Origin of the sequence: Actinosynnema sp. NPDC059797, assembly GCF_042732085.1 — a bacterium.
In the GTDB taxonomy this organism is placed as follows: Bacteria; Actinomycetota; Actinomycetes; order Mycobacteriales; family Pseudonocardiaceae; genus Actinosynnema.
The window spans coordinates 1-16,629 of the sequence record NZ_JBHWIE010000158.1; the positions used below are offsets into that span (position 1 = coordinate 1).

The 16,629-nt window shown below is 76.1% G+C and carries 10 protein-coding genes and 1 pseudogene; 8 read left to right on the forward strand and 3 right to left on the reverse strand.

The annotated features are described in order from the left end of the window. Window positions 1–684, forward strand: a 684-nt coding sequence (locus tag ACFV4N_RS27475; RefSeq protein ID WP_499675490.1) for a polyprenol monophosphomannose synthase, incomplete at its 5' end; no start/stop codon positions are given. A gap of 103 nt (window positions 685–787) precedes the next feature. Next, window positions 788–4,483 (forward strand): AfsR/SARP family transcriptional regulator, encoded by a 3,696-nt coding sequence (locus ACFV4N_RS27480; protein ID WP_499675491.1) that lies wholly within the window; start codon window positions 788–790, stop codon window positions 4,481–4,483. On the opposite strand, the gene ACFV4N_RS27485 is transcribed toward ACFV4N_RS27480, so the two are convergent. Then, window positions 4,464–4,739 (reverse strand): hypothetical protein, encoded by a 276-nt coding sequence (locus ACFV4N_RS27485; RefSeq protein ID WP_499675492.1) that lies wholly within the window; start codon window positions 4,737–4,739, stop codon window positions 4,464–4,466. The genes ACFV4N_RS27480 and ACFV4N_RS27485 overlap by 20 nt on opposite strands. A gap of 229 nt (window positions 4,740–4,968) precedes the next feature. Between ACFV4N_RS27485 and ACFV4N_RS27490 the strand changes: the two are divergent. Next, a pseudogene (locus tag ACFV4N_RS27490) lies at window positions 4,969–5,061 on the forward strand (DNA-binding response regulator); the annotation flags it as partial. A 29-nt stretch (window positions 5,062–5,090) separates the two neighbouring features. On the opposite strand, the gene ileS reads toward ACFV4N_RS27490, so the two are convergent. Further along, window positions 5,091–8,276 carry an isoleucine--tRNA ligase gene (ileS, locus tag ACFV4N_RS27495; RefSeq protein WP_499675493.1) on the reverse strand — a complete coding sequence of 1,062 codons (3,186 nt, stop codon included), beginning with the start codon at window positions 8,274–8,276 and terminating at the stop codon, window positions 5,091–5,093. Between the two features lie 268 nt (window positions 8,277–8,544). Between ileS and ACFV4N_RS27500 the strand changes: the two genes are divergently transcribed. Together ACFV4N_RS27500 and ACFV4N_RS27505 are read left to right on the forward strand one after the other, a co-directional pair. After that, the gene (locus ACFV4N_RS27500) at window positions 8,545–9,255 is read left to right on the forward strand and encodes an ABC transporter ATP-binding protein (RefSeq protein ID WP_499675499.1); all 711 of its coding nucleotides are present in this window, start codon (window positions 8,545–8,547) and stop codon (window positions 9,253–9,255) included. A gap of 2 nt (window positions 9,256–9,257) precedes the next feature. Next, window positions 9,258–11,768, forward strand: a complete 2,511-nt coding sequence (locus ACFV4N_RS27505; protein WP_499675494.1) for an FtsX-like permease family protein — start codon at window positions 9,258–9,260, stop codon at window positions 11,766–11,768. Between the two features lie 98 nt (window positions 11,769–11,866). Here the strand turns inward: ACFV4N_RS27505 and ACFV4N_RS27510 are convergent, their stop codons facing one another. Next, window positions 11,867–12,514, reverse strand: a complete 648-nt coding sequence (locus ACFV4N_RS27510) for a response regulator (protein ID WP_499675495.1) — start codon at window positions 12,512–12,514, stop codon at window positions 11,867–11,869. A gap of 158 nt (window positions 12,515–12,672) precedes the next feature. Between ACFV4N_RS27510 and ACFV4N_RS27515 the strand changes: the two genes are divergently transcribed. The 3 genes from ACFV4N_RS27515 (at window position 12,673) to ACFV4N_RS27525 (ending at window position 16,517) form a co-directional block, all read left to right on the forward strand. Continuing rightward, window positions 12,673–13,878, forward strand: a complete 1,206-nt coding sequence (locus ACFV4N_RS27515) for a sensor histidine kinase (RefSeq protein ID WP_499675496.1) — start codon at window positions 12,673–12,675, stop codon at window positions 13,876–13,878. A 351-nt stretch (window positions 13,879–14,229) separates the two neighbouring features. After that, the gene (locus ACFV4N_RS27520) at window positions 14,230–16,053 is read left to right on the forward strand and encodes a pectate lyase-like domain-containing protein (protein ID WP_499675497.1); all 1,824 of its coding nucleotides are present in this window, start codon (window positions 14,230–14,232) and stop codon (window positions 16,051–16,053) included. Window positions 16,054–16,235: 182 nt separating this feature from the next. Continuing rightward, window positions 16,236–16,517, forward strand: coding sequence for an Rv0250c family protein (locus ACFV4N_RS27525; RefSeq protein ID WP_499675498.1), 282 nt, complete (start codon window positions 16,236–16,238; stop codon window positions 16,515–16,517). Window positions 16,518–16,629 lie beyond the last annotated feature (112 nt).

Genomic DNA, 16,629 nt, shown 5'->3' on the forward strand with positions numbered 1-16,629 from the left:
GAGAACCTGCCGAAGCTGGTCGACTCGCTCGCCGGTCTCGGGCTGCCCGACCTGCGCGTCCTGGTCGTCGACGACAACTCGCCCGACGGCACGGGCGAGGTCGCGGACGCCCTCGCGGCCGACGGGCCGGTCCCGGTCGAGGTGCTGCACCGCACGGAGAAGGACGGCCTGGGGCGCGCCTACGTCGCGGGCATCGGGAAGGCCCTGGACGGCGGCGCGGACGTGGTGGTCCAGATGGACGCCGACCTGTCGCACCCGGCGGGCGCCCTGCCCGCGATGGTGCGCGCCCTGGCGGACTCGGACGCGGCGGTCGTGATCGGCTCCCGCTACGTCGCGGGCGGTTCGGTCGCCGGCGAGTGGCCGTGGCACCGCAAGCTGTTGTCCGCGTGGGCGAACTTCTACGTCAACGCGATCCTGCGGTTGGGCGTGAAAGACGCCACCGCCGGTTTCAAGGCGTGGCACGCGGCCACCCTGCGGAAGATCGATTTCGCTTCGGTGCGGAGCAACGGCTACGCGTTCCAGGTCGAGATGAACCACCGCACGGTGAAGCACGGCATGCGCATCGTCGAGGTCCCGATCAGGTTCGAGGAGCGCGTCGTCGGCAGCTCCAAGATGAGTTTCGCGGTGCAGCTCGAATCCGCGCTGATGCCCTGGAAGCTGTTGTTCGGCAAGGAGCTGTCCTGACGCCGCTCACGCGGTTTCCGGGTCGCGCGCCCCGGTAAGGTGAGTCGCACGTGAACGCGTGCGGTCCCGGCCGCGGCGCGCGTCCTGGCGAGGGGGATCGGGAGTGCGGTTCAGGCTGCTCGGGAACGTCGAGGCGTTCCTGGACGGCACGCCGCTCGCCCTGGGGCACGCGCGGCAGCGCACCGTGCTGGCCGTGCTGCTGGTCGAGGCGAACCGGGTGGTGACCGTCGACGAGCTGGTCGACCGCGTGTGGGCCGACCGGCCGCCGCGCCGGGCCCGCAACACCCTGTACGGCTACCTCCACCGCCTGCGCGGCGTGCTGTCGGCCGTCGAGGACGTGGCCGTCGAGCGCGCGTCCGCCGGGTACGTGCTCACCGCGGACCCCTCGGCGGTGGACGTCCACCTCTTCCGCGACCTGGTGGGTCGGGCGCGCACGGGACCGGACGAGCGGCGGATGGCGCTGCTGGAGCGGGCGCTGGGGCTGTGGCGCGGCGAACCGTTCGCCGGCCTGGACACCCCGTGGCTGGTCGCCGCCCGCGGCGCGCTGGAGCGGCAGCGCCACAACGCCGAGCTGGACCACGCCGACCTCATGCTGCGCCACGGCCGGCACGCCGAGCTGACCGCCGTGCTCCCGGACCGCGCGGCGGCCCACCCGCTGGACGAGCGCCTGGCCGGGCAGCTCGTGCTGGCGCTGCACCTGTCGGGCCGCACCGCCGACGCCCTCGCCCACCACGAGCTGGTGCGCGCGCGGCTGGCCGAGGAGCTGGGCGTCGACCCCGGCCCCGAGCTGCGGCGGCTGCACCAGCGGATCCTCACCGCCGACCCCGCCCTCGTCCCGCCTCGCCCCGGTGGCGCCGCGCCCTCGTCACTGGACCAGGTGCTGCGGCTGGGCGTCCTCGGGCCGGTGGAGGTCGGTGGCGTCGCGGTCGCCGACCCGGGACCGCGGTCGGTGCCGGCGGTGTCGGCGGTGCTGGCGGTGCTGGCCTGCGAAGCGCCCCGGCCCGTGCCGGAGGAGCGGTTCGCGGAGGCCCTGTGGGACGAGCCGCCGGCGGACGCGCCCGCCGTCGTCCGGTCCTGCCTCGACCGGGTGCGCGACCTGCTCGGCGACCACGGCGCGGCGCTGGTCGCCACGGCCGACGGCCACCGGCTCGACGTCGCGCCCGAGGCGGTCGACGCGCACCGGTTCCGGGCGCTGGTCGCGCGGGCCCGCGACGCGGCCGACCCCGCCGCCCGCCGGCGCCTGCTGGGCGAGGCCCTGGCGCTGTGGCGCGGCGAACCCCTGGCGGGCGCGGCCCGCGGCCCGCTGGTCCGGCGGCTCGCCGCGCTGCTGGCCGAGGAGCGCCTCACCGCGCTGGAGGACCGCTTCGAGGCCGACCTCGACCTGGGCCGGCACCGCGAGGTGGTGGCCGAGCTGGCCGACGCGGTGGCGGCGCACCGGGACCGGGTCCGCCTGGCCAGGGCGCTGGTGCCGGCCCTGCACCGGTCGGGGCGGCGCGACGAGGCCGAACGGCTGGTCCGGGACCTGCGGGACACCCCGGGCGGCGCGGCGCTGCGGCAGGTCCACGAAAGGCTCCCCGCCGACGCGGCCGAGCCGGTGCCGACGCCCCGGCAGCTGCTCGCGCCGGTCGGGGGGTTCACCGCCCGCGAGGACTACCTGCGGGCGCTGGACGACCTGCTCGACGGGGCGGGCGCCGCGCCGGTGGTGGTCGCGCTGGTGGGCGCGCCGGGCGTGGGCAAGACGGCGCTGGCGCTGCACTGGGCGCACCGGGTCGTCGACCGGTTCCCGGACGGCCAGCTGCACGCCGACCTGCGCGGCCACTCCGCCGACGACCCGGTGCCGACCCGGGTGGTGCTCGCCAGGTTCCTGCGCGCCCTGGGCGTCGACCCGCAGCGGGTGCCCGAGGACGAGGTGGAGCGCGCCGACCTGTTCCGCTCGCTGGTGGCGGGCCGCCGGCTGCTGCTCGTGCTGGACAACGCGCGGTCGGCCGAGCAGGTCCGGCCGCTGCTGCCCGGCGCCGCGGGCTGCGCGGTCGTGCTGACCAGCCGGGACGAGCTGGTGGGCCTGGCCACCCGGGACGGCGCGCGGGTCGTCCCGGTCCTGCCGCTGCCCGAGCGGGACGCGCTCGAACTGCTGCGCCGCGTGGTCGGCCCGGCGCGCGTGGCCGACGAGCCGGGCGCGGCGGCCCGCCTGGTCGGGCTGTGCGGCGGGCTGCCGCTGGCGCTGCGGATCGCCGCGCACCGCGCCGCGCGCCGCCCGTCGGTCGGCCTGGCGGACCTGGCCGACCGGCTGGCCGACGAGGCGCGGCGGCTGGACCTGCTGTCCGAGTCCGACGACCCGTCGGCCACCGTGCGCGCGGTGTTCTCCTGGTCCTACCGGGTGCTGCCGCCGACCGCCGCCCTGGTGTTCCGCTCGCTGGGCGCGCTGCCCGGACCCGACTTCGACGCCGACACCGCGGCCGTCGCGGCGGACCTGCCCGTCGAGGACGCCCGCCGCGCGCTGGCGCTCCTGGTGTCCGGCCACCTGCTGGAGGAGAGCGGGCTCGACCGGTTCCGGCCGCACGACCTGCTGCGCGCGTACGCCGTCGAGCAGGCGGGCGCGGAGGAGCGCGACCGGGCCGCGGTCCGGGTGCTGGACCGCTACGTCGACCGGGCGACCGCCGCCGCCCGCGCGGTGGAGACCGGCGGCACGGGCGCCGGCGGGTTCCCCGACCACGCGGCGGCGGTGGCGTGGCTGGACGCCGAGTGGCCCGCCCTGGTGGCCGCCTGCCGGTTCGCGGCCGAGGCCGGGCTGCACGAGCACGCCTGGCGGCTGCCGCACGCGTTGTGGCGGCACATGTTCACCCGCGGCCTGGTCGACGACTGGGTCGCCACCCACCTGGTGGGGTTGGCCTCGGCGCGCGTGCTGGGCGACCGGCGCGCCGAGGCCGAGCTGCTCAACAGCCTGGGCACCGCGCACTACACGGCCCGGCGGCACGACACCGCGCTGGAGCACTACCAGCGGGCCTTCGCGCTGCGGGAGGAGCTGGGCGACCGGACGGGCGTGGTGCGGACGCTGACCAACACCGCGATCGTCCACTACCTGGCCGGCCGCTACCGGGACGCGGTCGAGCAGGGCGAACGGGTGCTGCGGCTCCGGCGGGGGCTGGACGACCCGCTCGGCGACCTCGTGGCGCACAACGCGGTGGCGGGTTTCCACCTGCGCCTGGGGCACGACGCGGAGGCGCTGGAGCACTGCCTGCTGGCGCAGGCGCTGGCCGACGAGCTGGGCCACCGCTTCAGCCGGGCCGCCACGACCCTGAACCTCGGGCACGTCCACGACCGGCTGGGCGACCTCGACCGGGCGCTCGGGCACCACCGCGACGCCCTGGACCGGTTCCGCGAGCTGGGCGACCAGCGCCACGAGGGCGAGTGCCGGTGCGGGCTGGCCTCGGTGCTGCGGCAACTGGGCCGCCACGAGGAGGCGCAAGCGCAGTCGGAGGTGGCGCTGGCCATCGCCGACGCCGTCGACGACCCGCGGCTGCGCGCCGGGGCGCTGCTGGAGTTCGGCGAACTGGCCCTGGCGACCGGCAGGCCGCGGCGGGCGCTGTGGTACTTCCGGCAGGCCGCGCAGACCGACGACCGCTACCACCGGGCCCGCGCCCACCACGGCGCGGCACGGGCGGAGTGCGCGGCGGGCGACCACGCCGCGGCCGCGCCGTCGTGGCGGGCGGCGCGGGCGGGGTACGCGGAGCTGGGCGTGCCGGACGAGGCCGACACGACCTGCCCCGGCTGCTCGGCCGTCACCCAGAACTTCGCCTGAGCGCGGCGCCGGCCCGCGTCACGCCTCGATCCCGGGTGACCTGACCCGCGGCCACCACCACGACGACGCCCGCGGCGGCGAGGGTCGGGTTGGCGAAGACCTCGTACCCGGCCGGGAAGTCCACGCGGGGCACGACCCACCGGTTGAAGGCGTTGAGCACGACGCCCATGAAGGGCTGGGCGGCCAGGTGGTCGACGGTCCCGCTGATCCCCGTGGCCACCAGCAGCAACCCGAACAGCCGCAAGGTCTTCCGCACGCCTCGACGCCATGCGCGGCGACCGCTCCCGGGCATCGGTCGTCGGGACCTCCCGCGCCGACCGGGGTCGCGGGTCCCGAGCCGCGCGGCCGACGGAAGTACCCCGACCCCGACCGAGGTCGCGTCTCCCCTGCCGGGCGGTCGGCGGAAGTCCCCCGCCTCCCCGACTTCGGCGTGGTCCGCCGCGAACCGCGCCCCGACAGCCGGCCGGGTCGGTAGCGTGGCCGGGGTGGTCGTCCTGACGACGTTCGACGCCGACGAGCACGTGCTGCGGGCCCTGCGCGCCGGCGCGGCCGGGTTCCTGCTCGAGGACACCCCGCCGGCCACCGGTGAGGCGCAGCACCCGACCTCTCACGGCGTGCCGGCGTCCGCCTTGGCCAGCCACAGCCGCACCCCGAGGTCCTCGTCCACCCGCACCCCGCCCGCGGCCCCCTCGGGCACCCCGCCCGCGGCCCCCTCGGGCGCCCCGTCGAGCGGGTGCCCGGTGACGGCGACCGCCAGCACCGCGTCGGCGAGGTCGCGCTCGTGCTCGCGCAGCGCCTCGGCGGTCTCGCCCTCCGCGGCCCACGACAGCACGATGCGGTCCGTCACCTCCAGACCCGCCTCCTTCCGCGCCGCCTGCACCAGCCGGACGACCTCGCGCGCCAGGCCGGCCCGGCGCAGTTCCGGCGTGACCGCCGTGTCCAGGGCGACCGTCACGTCCTGCCGGCCCGCCACCGCCCAACCGCTGCGGGGCACCTCGTTGAGCAGCACGTCGTCCGGGAGGACGGTGACGTCCTCGTCGTCCACGCGGAGGGTGGCCCGCCCGTCGGCCCTCAGCGCGGCGGCCAGCGCGGCGTCGTCGGCGGCGGTGATCGCGCGGGCGACCCGCTGGGTGCGCGGCCCGAACCGCCTGCCCAGCGCGCGGAAGTCGGGTTTGGCGGTCACCTCGACGACCTCGCCCGCCTGCGCCAGCGGCGTCACCTCGCGGACGTTCAGCTCGTCGGCGACCTCGGCGACCAGCTCCGCCGGCAGCTCCGCGCCGCCGGGCACGCCGATCAGGGCCCGCCGCAGCGGCTGCCGGTTGCGGACCTTGGCCGCCTTGCGCGCCGCCCGCCCCGCCTCGACCAGCCGACGGGTGAGCGCCACGTCGGCGCGCAGCCGGTCGTCGGCCGACGACGGGTCCCGCCCCGGCCAGGTCGCCAGGTGCACGGAGTCGGGCTCGCCCGCGTCGCCCGGCCGGATCGCCCGCTGCCACACGTGCTCGGTGACGAAGGGGACGAAGGGCGCGAGCAGCCTGGTCAGGACGTGCAGGCACCGGTGCAGGGTGGCCAGCGCGCCGGGGTCGCCCTCCCAGAACCGCGCGCGGCAGCGGCGCACGTACCAGTTCGACAGGTCGTCGACGAACTGCGCGAGCAGGCGTCCCGCGCCGGCGGTGTCGAAGGACTCCAGCGCGTCGTCCACGCCCCCGACCAGGTGGTCCAGCTCGGCCAGGACCCACCGGTCGAGCACCGGCCGGTCCGCGGCGACGGGCGTGCCGGGGGTCCACCCGGCGGTCCCGGCGTAGAGGGTGAAGAAGGCGGCGGTGTTCCAGTAGGTCAGCAGGACCTTGCGGACGATCTCCTCCAGGGGCGCGTCGCCCACCCGCCGCGGCGACCACGGCGAGCCGGAGCAGAGCATGAACCACCGCAGGGCGTCCGCGCCGTGCCGGTCCATCAGCGGGACGGGCTCGATGACGTTGCCCAGGTGCTTGCTCATCTTGCGGCCGTCCTCGGCCACGATGTGCCCGAGGCAGACCACGTTCTCGTACGCCGAGCGGTCGAACACCAGGGTGCCGATGGCCATCAGGGTGTAGAACCAGCCCCGGGTCTGGTCGATCGCCTCGCAGATGAACTGGGCCGGGTAGCTCCTCTCGAACCGCTCGACGCTGCCCTCGACGTAGGGGTAGCCGAGCCCGGCGAAGGGCATCGAGCCGGAGTCGAACCAGGCGTCCACGACCTCGGGCGCCCGCGTCGCCCGCGCGCCGCACTCCGGGCAGGGGAAGGTCACCTCGTCGACGTGGGGGCGGTGCGGGTCGAGCCCGGACAGGTTCCGCCCGGCCAGCCCGCCCAGCTCCGCGCGGGAGCCCACGCACGTGGTGTGCCCGTCGGCGCACCGCCACACCGGCAGCGGGGTGCCCCAGTAGCGGTTGCGCGACAGCGCCCAGTCGACGTTGTTGTCCAGCCAGTCGCCGAAGCGGCCGTGCTTGATGTGCTCGGGCTGCCAGTTGGTGCGCTCGTTCTCGCGGCGCAGCTCGGCGCGCCTGGCCGTGGTCCGGACGTACCAGGACAGCTGCGCGTAGTACATGAGCGGGGTGTGGCAGCGCCAGCAGTGCGGGTACTGGTGCTCGTGCTCCTGGGACCGGAACAGCAGGCCGCGCGCCGCCAAGTCGGCGGTGAGCACCGCGTCGGCGTCCTTGAAGAACATCCCGCCGACCAGGCCGACGTCGGCCAGGAAGCGCCCGTCCGGCCCGATCGGGTTGACCACGGGCAGGCCGTGGGCGCGGCCCGCCGCGAGGTCGTCGGCGCCGAACGCGGGCGCCTGGTGCACCAGGCCGGTGCCGTCCTCGGTGGTCACGTAGTCCGCGGTGATGACCAGGTGCGCGTCGGGCACGTCGACCAGGTCGAACGGCGGCCGGTAGCGGGTGCCCGCCAGGTCCGCGCCCGACAGCGCGGCCAGCACCTCGGCCCCCTCGCCGAGCACGGCCCCCACCAGCGGTTCCGCCACCACGAACGTGCCGCGCGGCGTGCGGGCCACGGCGTAGGCGACCTCCGGGTGCACGGCGACCGCCGTGTTGGACACCAGCGTCCACGGCGTCGTCGTCCAGACCAGCAGGTCCACGCCGGTCAGCCCGGCCACCTCGCCGACCACCGGCAGCCGGACGTGGACCGAGGGGTCGACGACGGTCTCGTACCCCTGGGCCACCTCGTGGTCGGACAGGCCGGTGCCGCAGCGGGGGCAGTACGGCGCGACCCGGTGGTCCTGGACGAGCAGCCCCTCGTCGCTGATCCGCTTCAGCGCCCACCAGACGCTGTCCACGTACTCGGGCGACATCGTCCAGTACGGGTCCGACAGGTCGACCCAGTAGCCGAGCCGCTCGGTCATGGCCTCGAACTCGCCGACGTAGCGCTGGACCGACTCGCGGCACCGGGCGTTGAACGCCTCGATGCCCACGCGCTCGATGTCCTGCTTGCCCGACAGCCCGAGCTCCTTCTCCACGGCGATCTCCACCGGGAGCCCGTGGCAGTCCCACCCGGCCCGGCGGGGCACGTGGAAGCCCTTCATCGTCTTGAAGCGCGGGAAGACGTCCTTGAACGCGCGGGCCTCGACGTGGTGCGTGCCGGGCATCCCGTTCGCGGTCGGCGGGCCCTCGTAGAACACCCACTCCGGGCCGCCGGCCGTCCGCTCGACGCTGCGGGCGAAGACGTCCCGCTCCCGCCACAGGTCCAGCACCTCCCGTTCGACGCGAGGCAGGTCGACGTGCGGGGGGAGCGGTTCGTAAGGCGACTGTGCGGACAACTGGGCCTCCATGCCGAGCCTGCGGACGGTGCCGCGGGACCAGCGTATCCACCCGGGCGAGGCATTTTCGCCGGGCCGGGCCGCCGTCACACCACAGTGGACGGAGCCGACCGCAGCGCCCCCGCGGTGCGGCGGCGTGGTGCAGCAGGCTGTACCGCGAACCGGGCAGCGCGGTGGATCGTCCCGGGCGTCCGCGCTGCCTAGCGTCATGACCGTGATCGAGACGAAGGCGCCGGAGCGCGCCACCACCGGTGGACCGGCCATCAGGATGTCCGCGGTGTCGAAGGTGTACGGATCGGGCGACCGCGCGGTGACCGCGCTGAACGGCGTGTCGATCGACCTGCCGCGCGGCGGTTTCACCGCCGTGATGGGCCCCTCCGGGTCCGGCAAGAGCACCTTCCTGCACTGCGCCGCCGGCCTGGACCGGCCGACGTCGGGATCGGTGCTGCTGGGCGGCACCGACCTGGCCGCGCTGGACGAGAAGCGGCTGACCGCCGTGCGCCGCGACCGGATCGGCTTCGTGTTCCAGGCCTACAACCTGGTCCCGTCGCTGACCGTCGAGCAGAACGTCGAGCTGCCGCTGCTGCTCGGCGCGGGCGCGCCCGACCCGGCCTGGCGGCGGCACGTGGTGGAGCGCGTCGGCCTGGCCGACCGGCTCGGCCACCGGCCCGCCCAGCTGTCCGGCGGCCAGCAGCAGCGCGTCGCCATCGCCCGCGCGCTGATCACCCGGCCGGACGTGGTCCTGGCCGACGAGCCGACCGGCGCGCTGGACAGCCGCACCGGCAGGCAGGTGCTGGAACTGCTGCGGGACGTCGTCGACGGCACCGGGCAGACCGTGCTGATGGTGACCCACGACCCGCTGGCCGCCTCGTACGCCGACCAGGTCGTGTTCCTCCGGGACGGCGGGCTGGCGGGCTCGCTGGCCCACCCGTCGCCCGAGGCGATCGCCGAGCGCATGACGCAGCTGGGGGAGTGGTGACCGTGCGGGTGCTGGCACTGGCCTCGATCCGCCACCGGCTCGGCGGCTTCGCGGGCGTGTTCGTCGCGGTCCTGTGCGCCTCGGCGCTGCTGACCGCGCTGGGGGTGCTGTTCGAATCCGGGTTGCGCGCCGGGGTCGCCCCGCAGCGGTACGCGGGCGCGGCGGTCGTCGTCTCGGGACCGGTCGCGCTGCCCGTGGCCGAGGACCTGGACGTGCCGCTGAGCGAGCGCGCACCGCTGCCCGCCGACGCGGTGGCCCGGGTCGCGGCGGTACCGGGCGTGGCCCGCGCGGTCGGGGAGAGCTCCGCGCCGGTGGTCGTGCCGGGCGAGCCGGGCGCGGTGGCGCTCGGCTGGAGCTCGGCGGCGCTGACCCCGCTGGCGCTCCAAGACGGTGTCGAGCCGCGCGGACCCGGCGAGGTGGTGCTCGACGCGGTGCTGGCGGACCGGGTCGGCGCCCGCGTCGGCGACCGGCTGCCGCTGGCGTTCGGCGGCGCGGCGGAACCGCACGTGGTGACCGGGGTCGCCGCGGCGACCGGCGTGGACACCGGGCGGCGGCCCGCCCTGTTCCTCACCGACGAGCAGGCCCGCGCCCGGTCCGGGCGCCCCGACCAGGTGGACGTCGTCGGCGTGCTGGCCGCGCCCGGCGTGGACCCGGACGACCTCGCCGGCCGGATCTCGGCCGCGCTGACCGGCCTGGGCGCCGAGGTCCGCACCGGCGCCGCCCGCGGCGACGCGGAGTTCGCCGACGTCGGCCGGGTCCGCTCGGAGCTGGTGGCGCTGACGCTGGCGTTCGCGGGCACCACGCTGCTGGTCGCGGTGCTCGTGGTGGCGGGCACGCTCGGCCTGTCGATCCGGCAGCGCGCCCGGGAGCTGGCGCTGCTGCGCGCGGTGGCCGCGACACCGCGCCAGGTCCACCGCCTCGTCGGCGCGGAGGTCCTGATCACGGCGGGCGCGGGCGCGGTGCTCGGCGCGGGTCCCGGTTTCGCGGCGGCGCACCTGATGCGCGACGCGTTCGCCGGCGCGGGCCTGCTGCCGGCCGACTTCGGCCTGGCGCTGAGCCCGCTGCCGCCGCTGGCCGCGGTCCTGCTCGTGATCGCCACGGCCCGCGCCGCCGGGTGGTTCGCGGCCCGCCGCGCCGCCTCCGCGCCGCCCGTGGACGCGCTGCGCGAGGCGGCGGTCGAACCGGAGGGCCTGGGCCGCGCCCGCGTCGTCTCCGGGCAGGCCGCGGTGGTCCTGGGGCTGGGCGTGGCGACGACGCCGCTGTTCGTGCCGGGTGACCTGGGCGCGGCGGCCGCCGCCTCGTCGGCGCTGCTGCTGGTGGTCGGCGCGGCGCTGCTCGGCCCGCTGCTGGTCGGCCGGGTGGCCCGGGCGCTGGCCCGCCCGCTGCGGGCGCTGTCCCCGGTCGGCGGCCACCTGGCGGTGGAGGGCGTCGCCGCCAACGCGCGACGGCTCGCCACCGTGGTCACCCCCATGGTGCTCGCCGTGGCCACGGCGTCGGTGCAGCTCTTCACCCAGACCACGGTGAGCGCGGCGGCGGCCGCCCAGGCCGACGACGGGGTGGTGGCCGACTTCGTGGTGTCCGGCCCGGCCGGTCTCGCGCCGGAGGTGACCGAGGCGATCGCCGCCGTGCCCGGCGTGCGCCAGGCCACGCCGGTGGTGCGCAGCCAGGTCTTCGTCGACCAGCCCGTGCTCGGCGGCCCGCAGGTCACGGCGTACGCGGCGCAGGGCCTGCCCGGCGGCGGCTTCGGCGACACGCTCGACCTGCGACCCCGCGAGGGCGACCTGACCGCCCTGCGCGGCGACGCCGTGGCGCTCAGCGCGGCGGCCGCCGGGGCGATCGGCGTCGGCGTCGGCGACCGGGTCGCCCTGCGGCTGGGCGACGGCACGGCGGTGCGGCCGACCGTGGTCGCGCTGTACGACCGGGGCCTGGGGTTCGGCGACGTGACGCTGCCCCGCGACGTCCTCGCCGCGCACACCACCACCAGGCTGGACCACTCGGTGCTGGTGCTCACCGACGGCTCCGCCGGTCCCGGCCTGGCGGCGCTGGCCGAGCGCTTCCCCGGGCTCGTGGTCCAGGACCGCGCCGCGATCGAGGCCGCCGGTCAGGCCGGGCGCGACGCGCAGTCGTGGACCAGCCTGGTCGCGCTGCTGGTGGTCCTGGGCTACCTGGCGATCTCCGTGGTCAACACCCTCGTCATGGCCACGGCCGAGCGGTCGCGGGAGTTCGCGCTGCTGCGCCTGGTCGGCACCGGCAGGCGGCAGGTGGTGCGGATGACGCGCGTCGAGGCGCTGCTCGTGGTCGGCATCGCGGTGGTGGTCGGCACGGCCGCCGCGACACCGGCCCTGGTCGGGGTGAGCATCGGCCTGACCGGCTCGCCGCTGCCCTCCGTGCCGCCGTTGGCGTACCTGGCGATCGTCGGCGTCACCGCGCTCCTGGGCTTCGCCGCCGTCGGCATCCCCACCCGCCTGGCCCTGCGGGCGCGCCCCGTGGACGTCATCGGGGTGCGCGCGTGACGCCCGCGGCGGCGGTCACCCCGGCGCCCGGGGCCACGGGCGACCGGGGCGCGGCCGCCGCCGCGCTCAGCCCGCGCCCGGGACCGACCCGACCCGGGTCAGGAGTTCTCCAGGTAGTGGAGCACCGCGGCGACGCGCCGGTCGACCTCGTCGGACGGCGTCATGTCGAGCTTCGCGAAGATGCTGCGGATGTGCTTGTGCACCGCGCCCTCGGTGACCACGAGCCGCGTGGCGATGGCCGTGTTGCCCAGCCCCTCGGCCATCAGCGCCAGCACGTCGCGCTCGCGCGGCGTGAGCCGCTCCAGCCGGGTGTCGGGCCGGGTGCGGGCGAAGAGCTGGGCGACGACGTCCGGGTCCACGGCGGTGCCGCCGGCCGCGACCCGGTGCAGCGCGTCCAGGAACTCCTCGACCCGCCCCACCCGCTCCTTGAGCAGGTAGCCGAGGCGGGCCGCGCCGTGGGCGAGCAGGTCGGTGGCGAAGGCCTGCTCGACGTAGGCCGACAGCACGAGCACGGCCAGGTCGGGTTGCGTGCGCCTGGCCGCCACGGCCGCCCGGATGCCCTCGTCGGTGTGCGTCGGCGGCATCCGCACGTCCACGATGGCCACGTCGGGCCGGTGCTCCTCGACCGCCGCCAGGAACTCCTCCGCGTCGGGCACGGCGGCCACCACGTCGAGGGACTCGGCGCGCAGCAGCAGTTCGAGGCCCGTCCGCAGCAGGGCGTCGTCCTCGGCGATGACGATTCGCATGGGCACATCCCACCACGGCGCCCGTGCCGCGCCTCGACCGTCACCCTGGTAGGGCGGGGGGCGGGTCGGGCGCGGCGGCGGGGCGGCGAGCACGGCCCGGCCCGGCCACCGTGTGCCATCATCGGTGGCGCTCCCACGACACCCGGAAAGCGGCAGGGATGATTGGTCACGCGTTGCGCTCCCGGCTGCCGGGCCTGCGGTTCCTCGCCGTCGGCGCGGTCCTGGGGCTGGTGTCGTGGGCCGTCCTCATCGGACTGCTCCTGTGCGTCTCGCTGGTCGTCACGCTCCCGCTGCTGCCCCGGGTCGCCCGCGTGGCCCGGGAGCTGGCGGCGCACGAGCGCCGCCGCGTCGGCCGCTTCCTCGGCACGCCGGTGCCCGCGCCGCCGGAGCCGGGCAGGTGGGACCTGGCGACGGTGCTGGGCAACCCCGCCACGCGCCGCGACGTCGCCTGGTTGCTCTTCCAGGCCACCGGCGGCCTGCTGCTGGGCGGGTTCGCGGTCGGCGCGCCCGTCGCCGCCGTGCAGAACGCGGTGGTCACGGTGGTCTGGCCGCTCGCGCCCGGTGTCACGGCCACGCTGGACCTGCCGGTGGCCTCGTGGCGCGACGCGGTGGTGGCGCTGGCCACGGCCGTCGCCTACGGGGCGGTGGGCTGGTTCCTGGTGTCGCCCCTGGCGGGCTGGTTCGCCAGGAGGGAGGCGGCGTTGCTCGCGCCGCCCGAGCCGTCGCTGGTGGAGCGCCTGGCCGAGGTCACGGCGACGCGCGCGGAAGCGCTCGAGGCGCACGGCCACGAGCTGCGCCGCATCGAGCGCAGCCTGCACGACGGCACGCAGAACCGCCTGGTCGCGGTCGTGATGCACCTGGGCATGGCGGAACGCGCGCTGCGCCGCGAGCCCGGGGCGGCCCTGCCCATGCTGCTCACCGCGCAGAACGCGGCCTCCGACGCGCTCGCGGAACTGCGCGACGTGGTGCGCGGCATCTACCCGCCGGTGCTGGCCGACCGCGGCCTGACCGGCGCGGTGGCGTCCCTGGTGGCGCACTGCGCGATCCCGTGCTCCTACGACGAGGGTCCGGTGCCGCGCCTGCCCGCCGCGGTGGAGGCGGCGGCCTACTTCGTGGTGGCCGAGGCGCTCACCAACGCGGTCAAGCACAGCGGCGCCACGCGGATCACCGTGCGGCTGGGCGTCGACGCCGGCGTGCTCCGGGTCGAGGTCGCCGACGACGGTCGCGGCGGCGCCGACGACGCGCTCGGCACCGGCCTGCTGGGCATCCGGCAGCGCGTCGCCGCGTTCGACGGCGTGACCGAGGTGGACAGCCCGGTCGGCGGTCCGACCGCGCTGCGCGTCGCCATCCCGACCGGCGCCTGACCGACGGGGTCCACCGCGCGACCGGTTCCCGTGCGGGGCAACGGTCCCACCCCCGCCCCGACCGTCCGGCGGACCGCGCCGCCGTTCTCCGGCGCCGGGCGTCGACCGGGTCGGGCCGGGCACCGCGAGGCGCCCGGGATTCCGGGAAAGACCGGGACGGGAGGGCATGGCGTCGAGGCGTTCGACGGAGTAGAAATAGCCAACCGCGCCGCCCGCCGCCCGACCTCGACGAACCGCTGAGAGAGCGCTCTCGCGGTGGGCGTCCCCCGTTGTCCCCACTCCCTCGGAGGCAGGTCGATGTCGATCGAACGCCATCCCATTCGTGAGAGCGCTCACACGCGTTTTGGCAGGTTGTTCGCCCTAGGGATCGTCCTGGCGACGGCTGCCGGCACCGCGGTGACCGTCCCGGCCGCGAGCGCGGACCAGCCGCGGCGCGGCACGCAGGACCTCGGCGTGAACGTCAGGGTCTTCGACCCGGGCATGCCCGTCGCCGAGATCCAGGCCGCGCTCGACGAGGCGCACGCCGCCCAGGTCGACGACGAGATGGGCGCGGAGCGGTACGCCTACCTGTTCAAGCCCGGCCACTACGGCACCGCCGAGCAGCCGCTCCAGCTCAAGGTCGGCTACTACACCGAGGTCGCCGGCCTGGGCGCGTCGCCCACCGACGTCGTCATCAACGGCAAGGTCGAGGTCTACAACCGGTGCCTGACCGAGGGGGGCACGGCCAACTGCCTCGCCCTGGTCAACTTCTGGCGCACCCTGGGCAACCTGACCGTCAACGTCAACGCCGCCGGCCAGGACGGCTGCCGCTCCACGGCGAACTTCTGGGCGGTCTCCCAGGCCGTGTCGATGCGCAGGCTCAACGTCACGGGCGGCTCGCTGTCGCTGATGGACTACTGCACGGCGGGACCGCAGTACGCCAGCGGCGGGTTCATCGCCGACTCCCGGCTCCCGGTGGTCACCAACGGCTCGCAGCAGCAGTGGCTGACCCGGAACAGCGAGGTCGCCGGCTGGTCCAACGGCGTGTGGAACCAGGTGTTCTCCGGGGTCGTGGGCGCGCCCGACGACGCCGACTTCCCGAACCCGCCCTACACCACGCTGGACACCACCCCGGTGAGCCGCGAGAAGCCGTACCTGTTCGTCGACGCCGAGGGCGACTACAACGTCCGCGTCCCCGCCGCCCGCCGGAACACCAGCGGCGTGTCGTGGGCGAACGGCCCGACGCCCGGTCGCACGATCCCGTTGCGGGACTTCTACGTGGCCAGGCCCGGCGATCCCGTCAGCAGGATCAACACCGCCCTGCTGCTGGGCAAGCACCTGCTGCTGACCCCTGGCGTGTACGACATCGCCCGCAGCATCGAGGTCCGGCGCCCCGACACCGTCGTCCTCGGCATCGGGCACGCCACGCTCACCGCCGTGAACGGCTCGGTCCCGCTGGACGTCGCGGGCGTGCCGGGCGTCGTCGTCGCCGGTGTCACCATCGACGCCGGCACGAAGCTCTCGCCGGTGCTGCTGCGGGTCGGGAAGGAGCACGGCCGCGACCGGTCCTCTGCGGACAACCCGACCACGCTGTCCGACGTGTACTTCCGCGTCGGCGGGCCGCACGTCGGCAGGACCGACACCGCGCTGGAGGTCAACAGCGACGACGTGCTCATCGACCACACCTGGGTGTGGCGGGCCGACCACGGCGTCGAGGGCTTCACCGACACCCAGCGCTGGAACACCAACACCGGCCGCACGGGCGTCGTGGTCAACGGCGACCGCGTGACCGCGACGGGCCTGTTCGTCGAGCACTTCCAGCGGCACAACACCGTGTGGAACGGCGAGGACGGCACCACCGTGCTGTACCAGAACGAGCTGCCCTACGACCCGCCGACGCAGGCGGACTGGATGAAGGGCTCCGTCGAGGGCTGGGCGGGGTACAAGGTGGGCGACCGCGTGCGCAGGCACACCCTCCACGGCGGCGGCGTGTACGTGTTCAACCAGAACAACCCGGGCATCCACACCGAGAACGGCTTCGAGGTGCCCACGACCCCGGGCGTCAGGCTGCGCCACGTCATGACCGTCAACCTGGGCGCGGGCACCGTCGACCACGTGGTCAACGGCATCGGCGACCCGGCCGACACGACCAGGACCGGCGCCCCGGTGTACGTGGCCGAGTACCCGGTCCCGTGACGGACCCCGGTTGACCGGCACGCCCGAGCGGCGCCCGACCACCCCGGTCGGGCGCCGCTCGCGCGACAACCCCTATTCGCCGGCACCCGGGGTCGCCGGACCCTAGGGGTTGTCGGCCCGCCGACCGGTTCCTAGCGTTGACCTGGCCGGATCACGGGGAATGCGCGTCGAGGGGGAGATGAATGCCCGAGAACGAGTTGGCTGAGCTGCGGCGGCTCGTCGTGCGACTGCGCACGAGGGTCGGTTCCCTCCGCTCGGACGGCGCCGACACCCCCGCCGCCCGCCGCGTCGTCAACAGCGTGGAGCGGTTGGAGATCGACCTCGCCGAGTTCGCCCGGTCGGTGCGGCCCGCCGAGGTGGCGCCGAACGCGGTGGTGGTCGTGCCCGACACCCCGTACGACCCGGCGTTCTGGTCCGGGGCGGACGACGAGGGCGTGGGCGGCCACCGGCGCGACCACGCCTGAGGCCCCGGCCCGCGCGTCCTGCCCGAACAGCGAGAAGGCGGCCCCGGAGCCGGGTCGCCTTCTGACTGTGGTCGGTGAGGAGCCCGGGGCGGGGTGACGGCACCCGCACCCG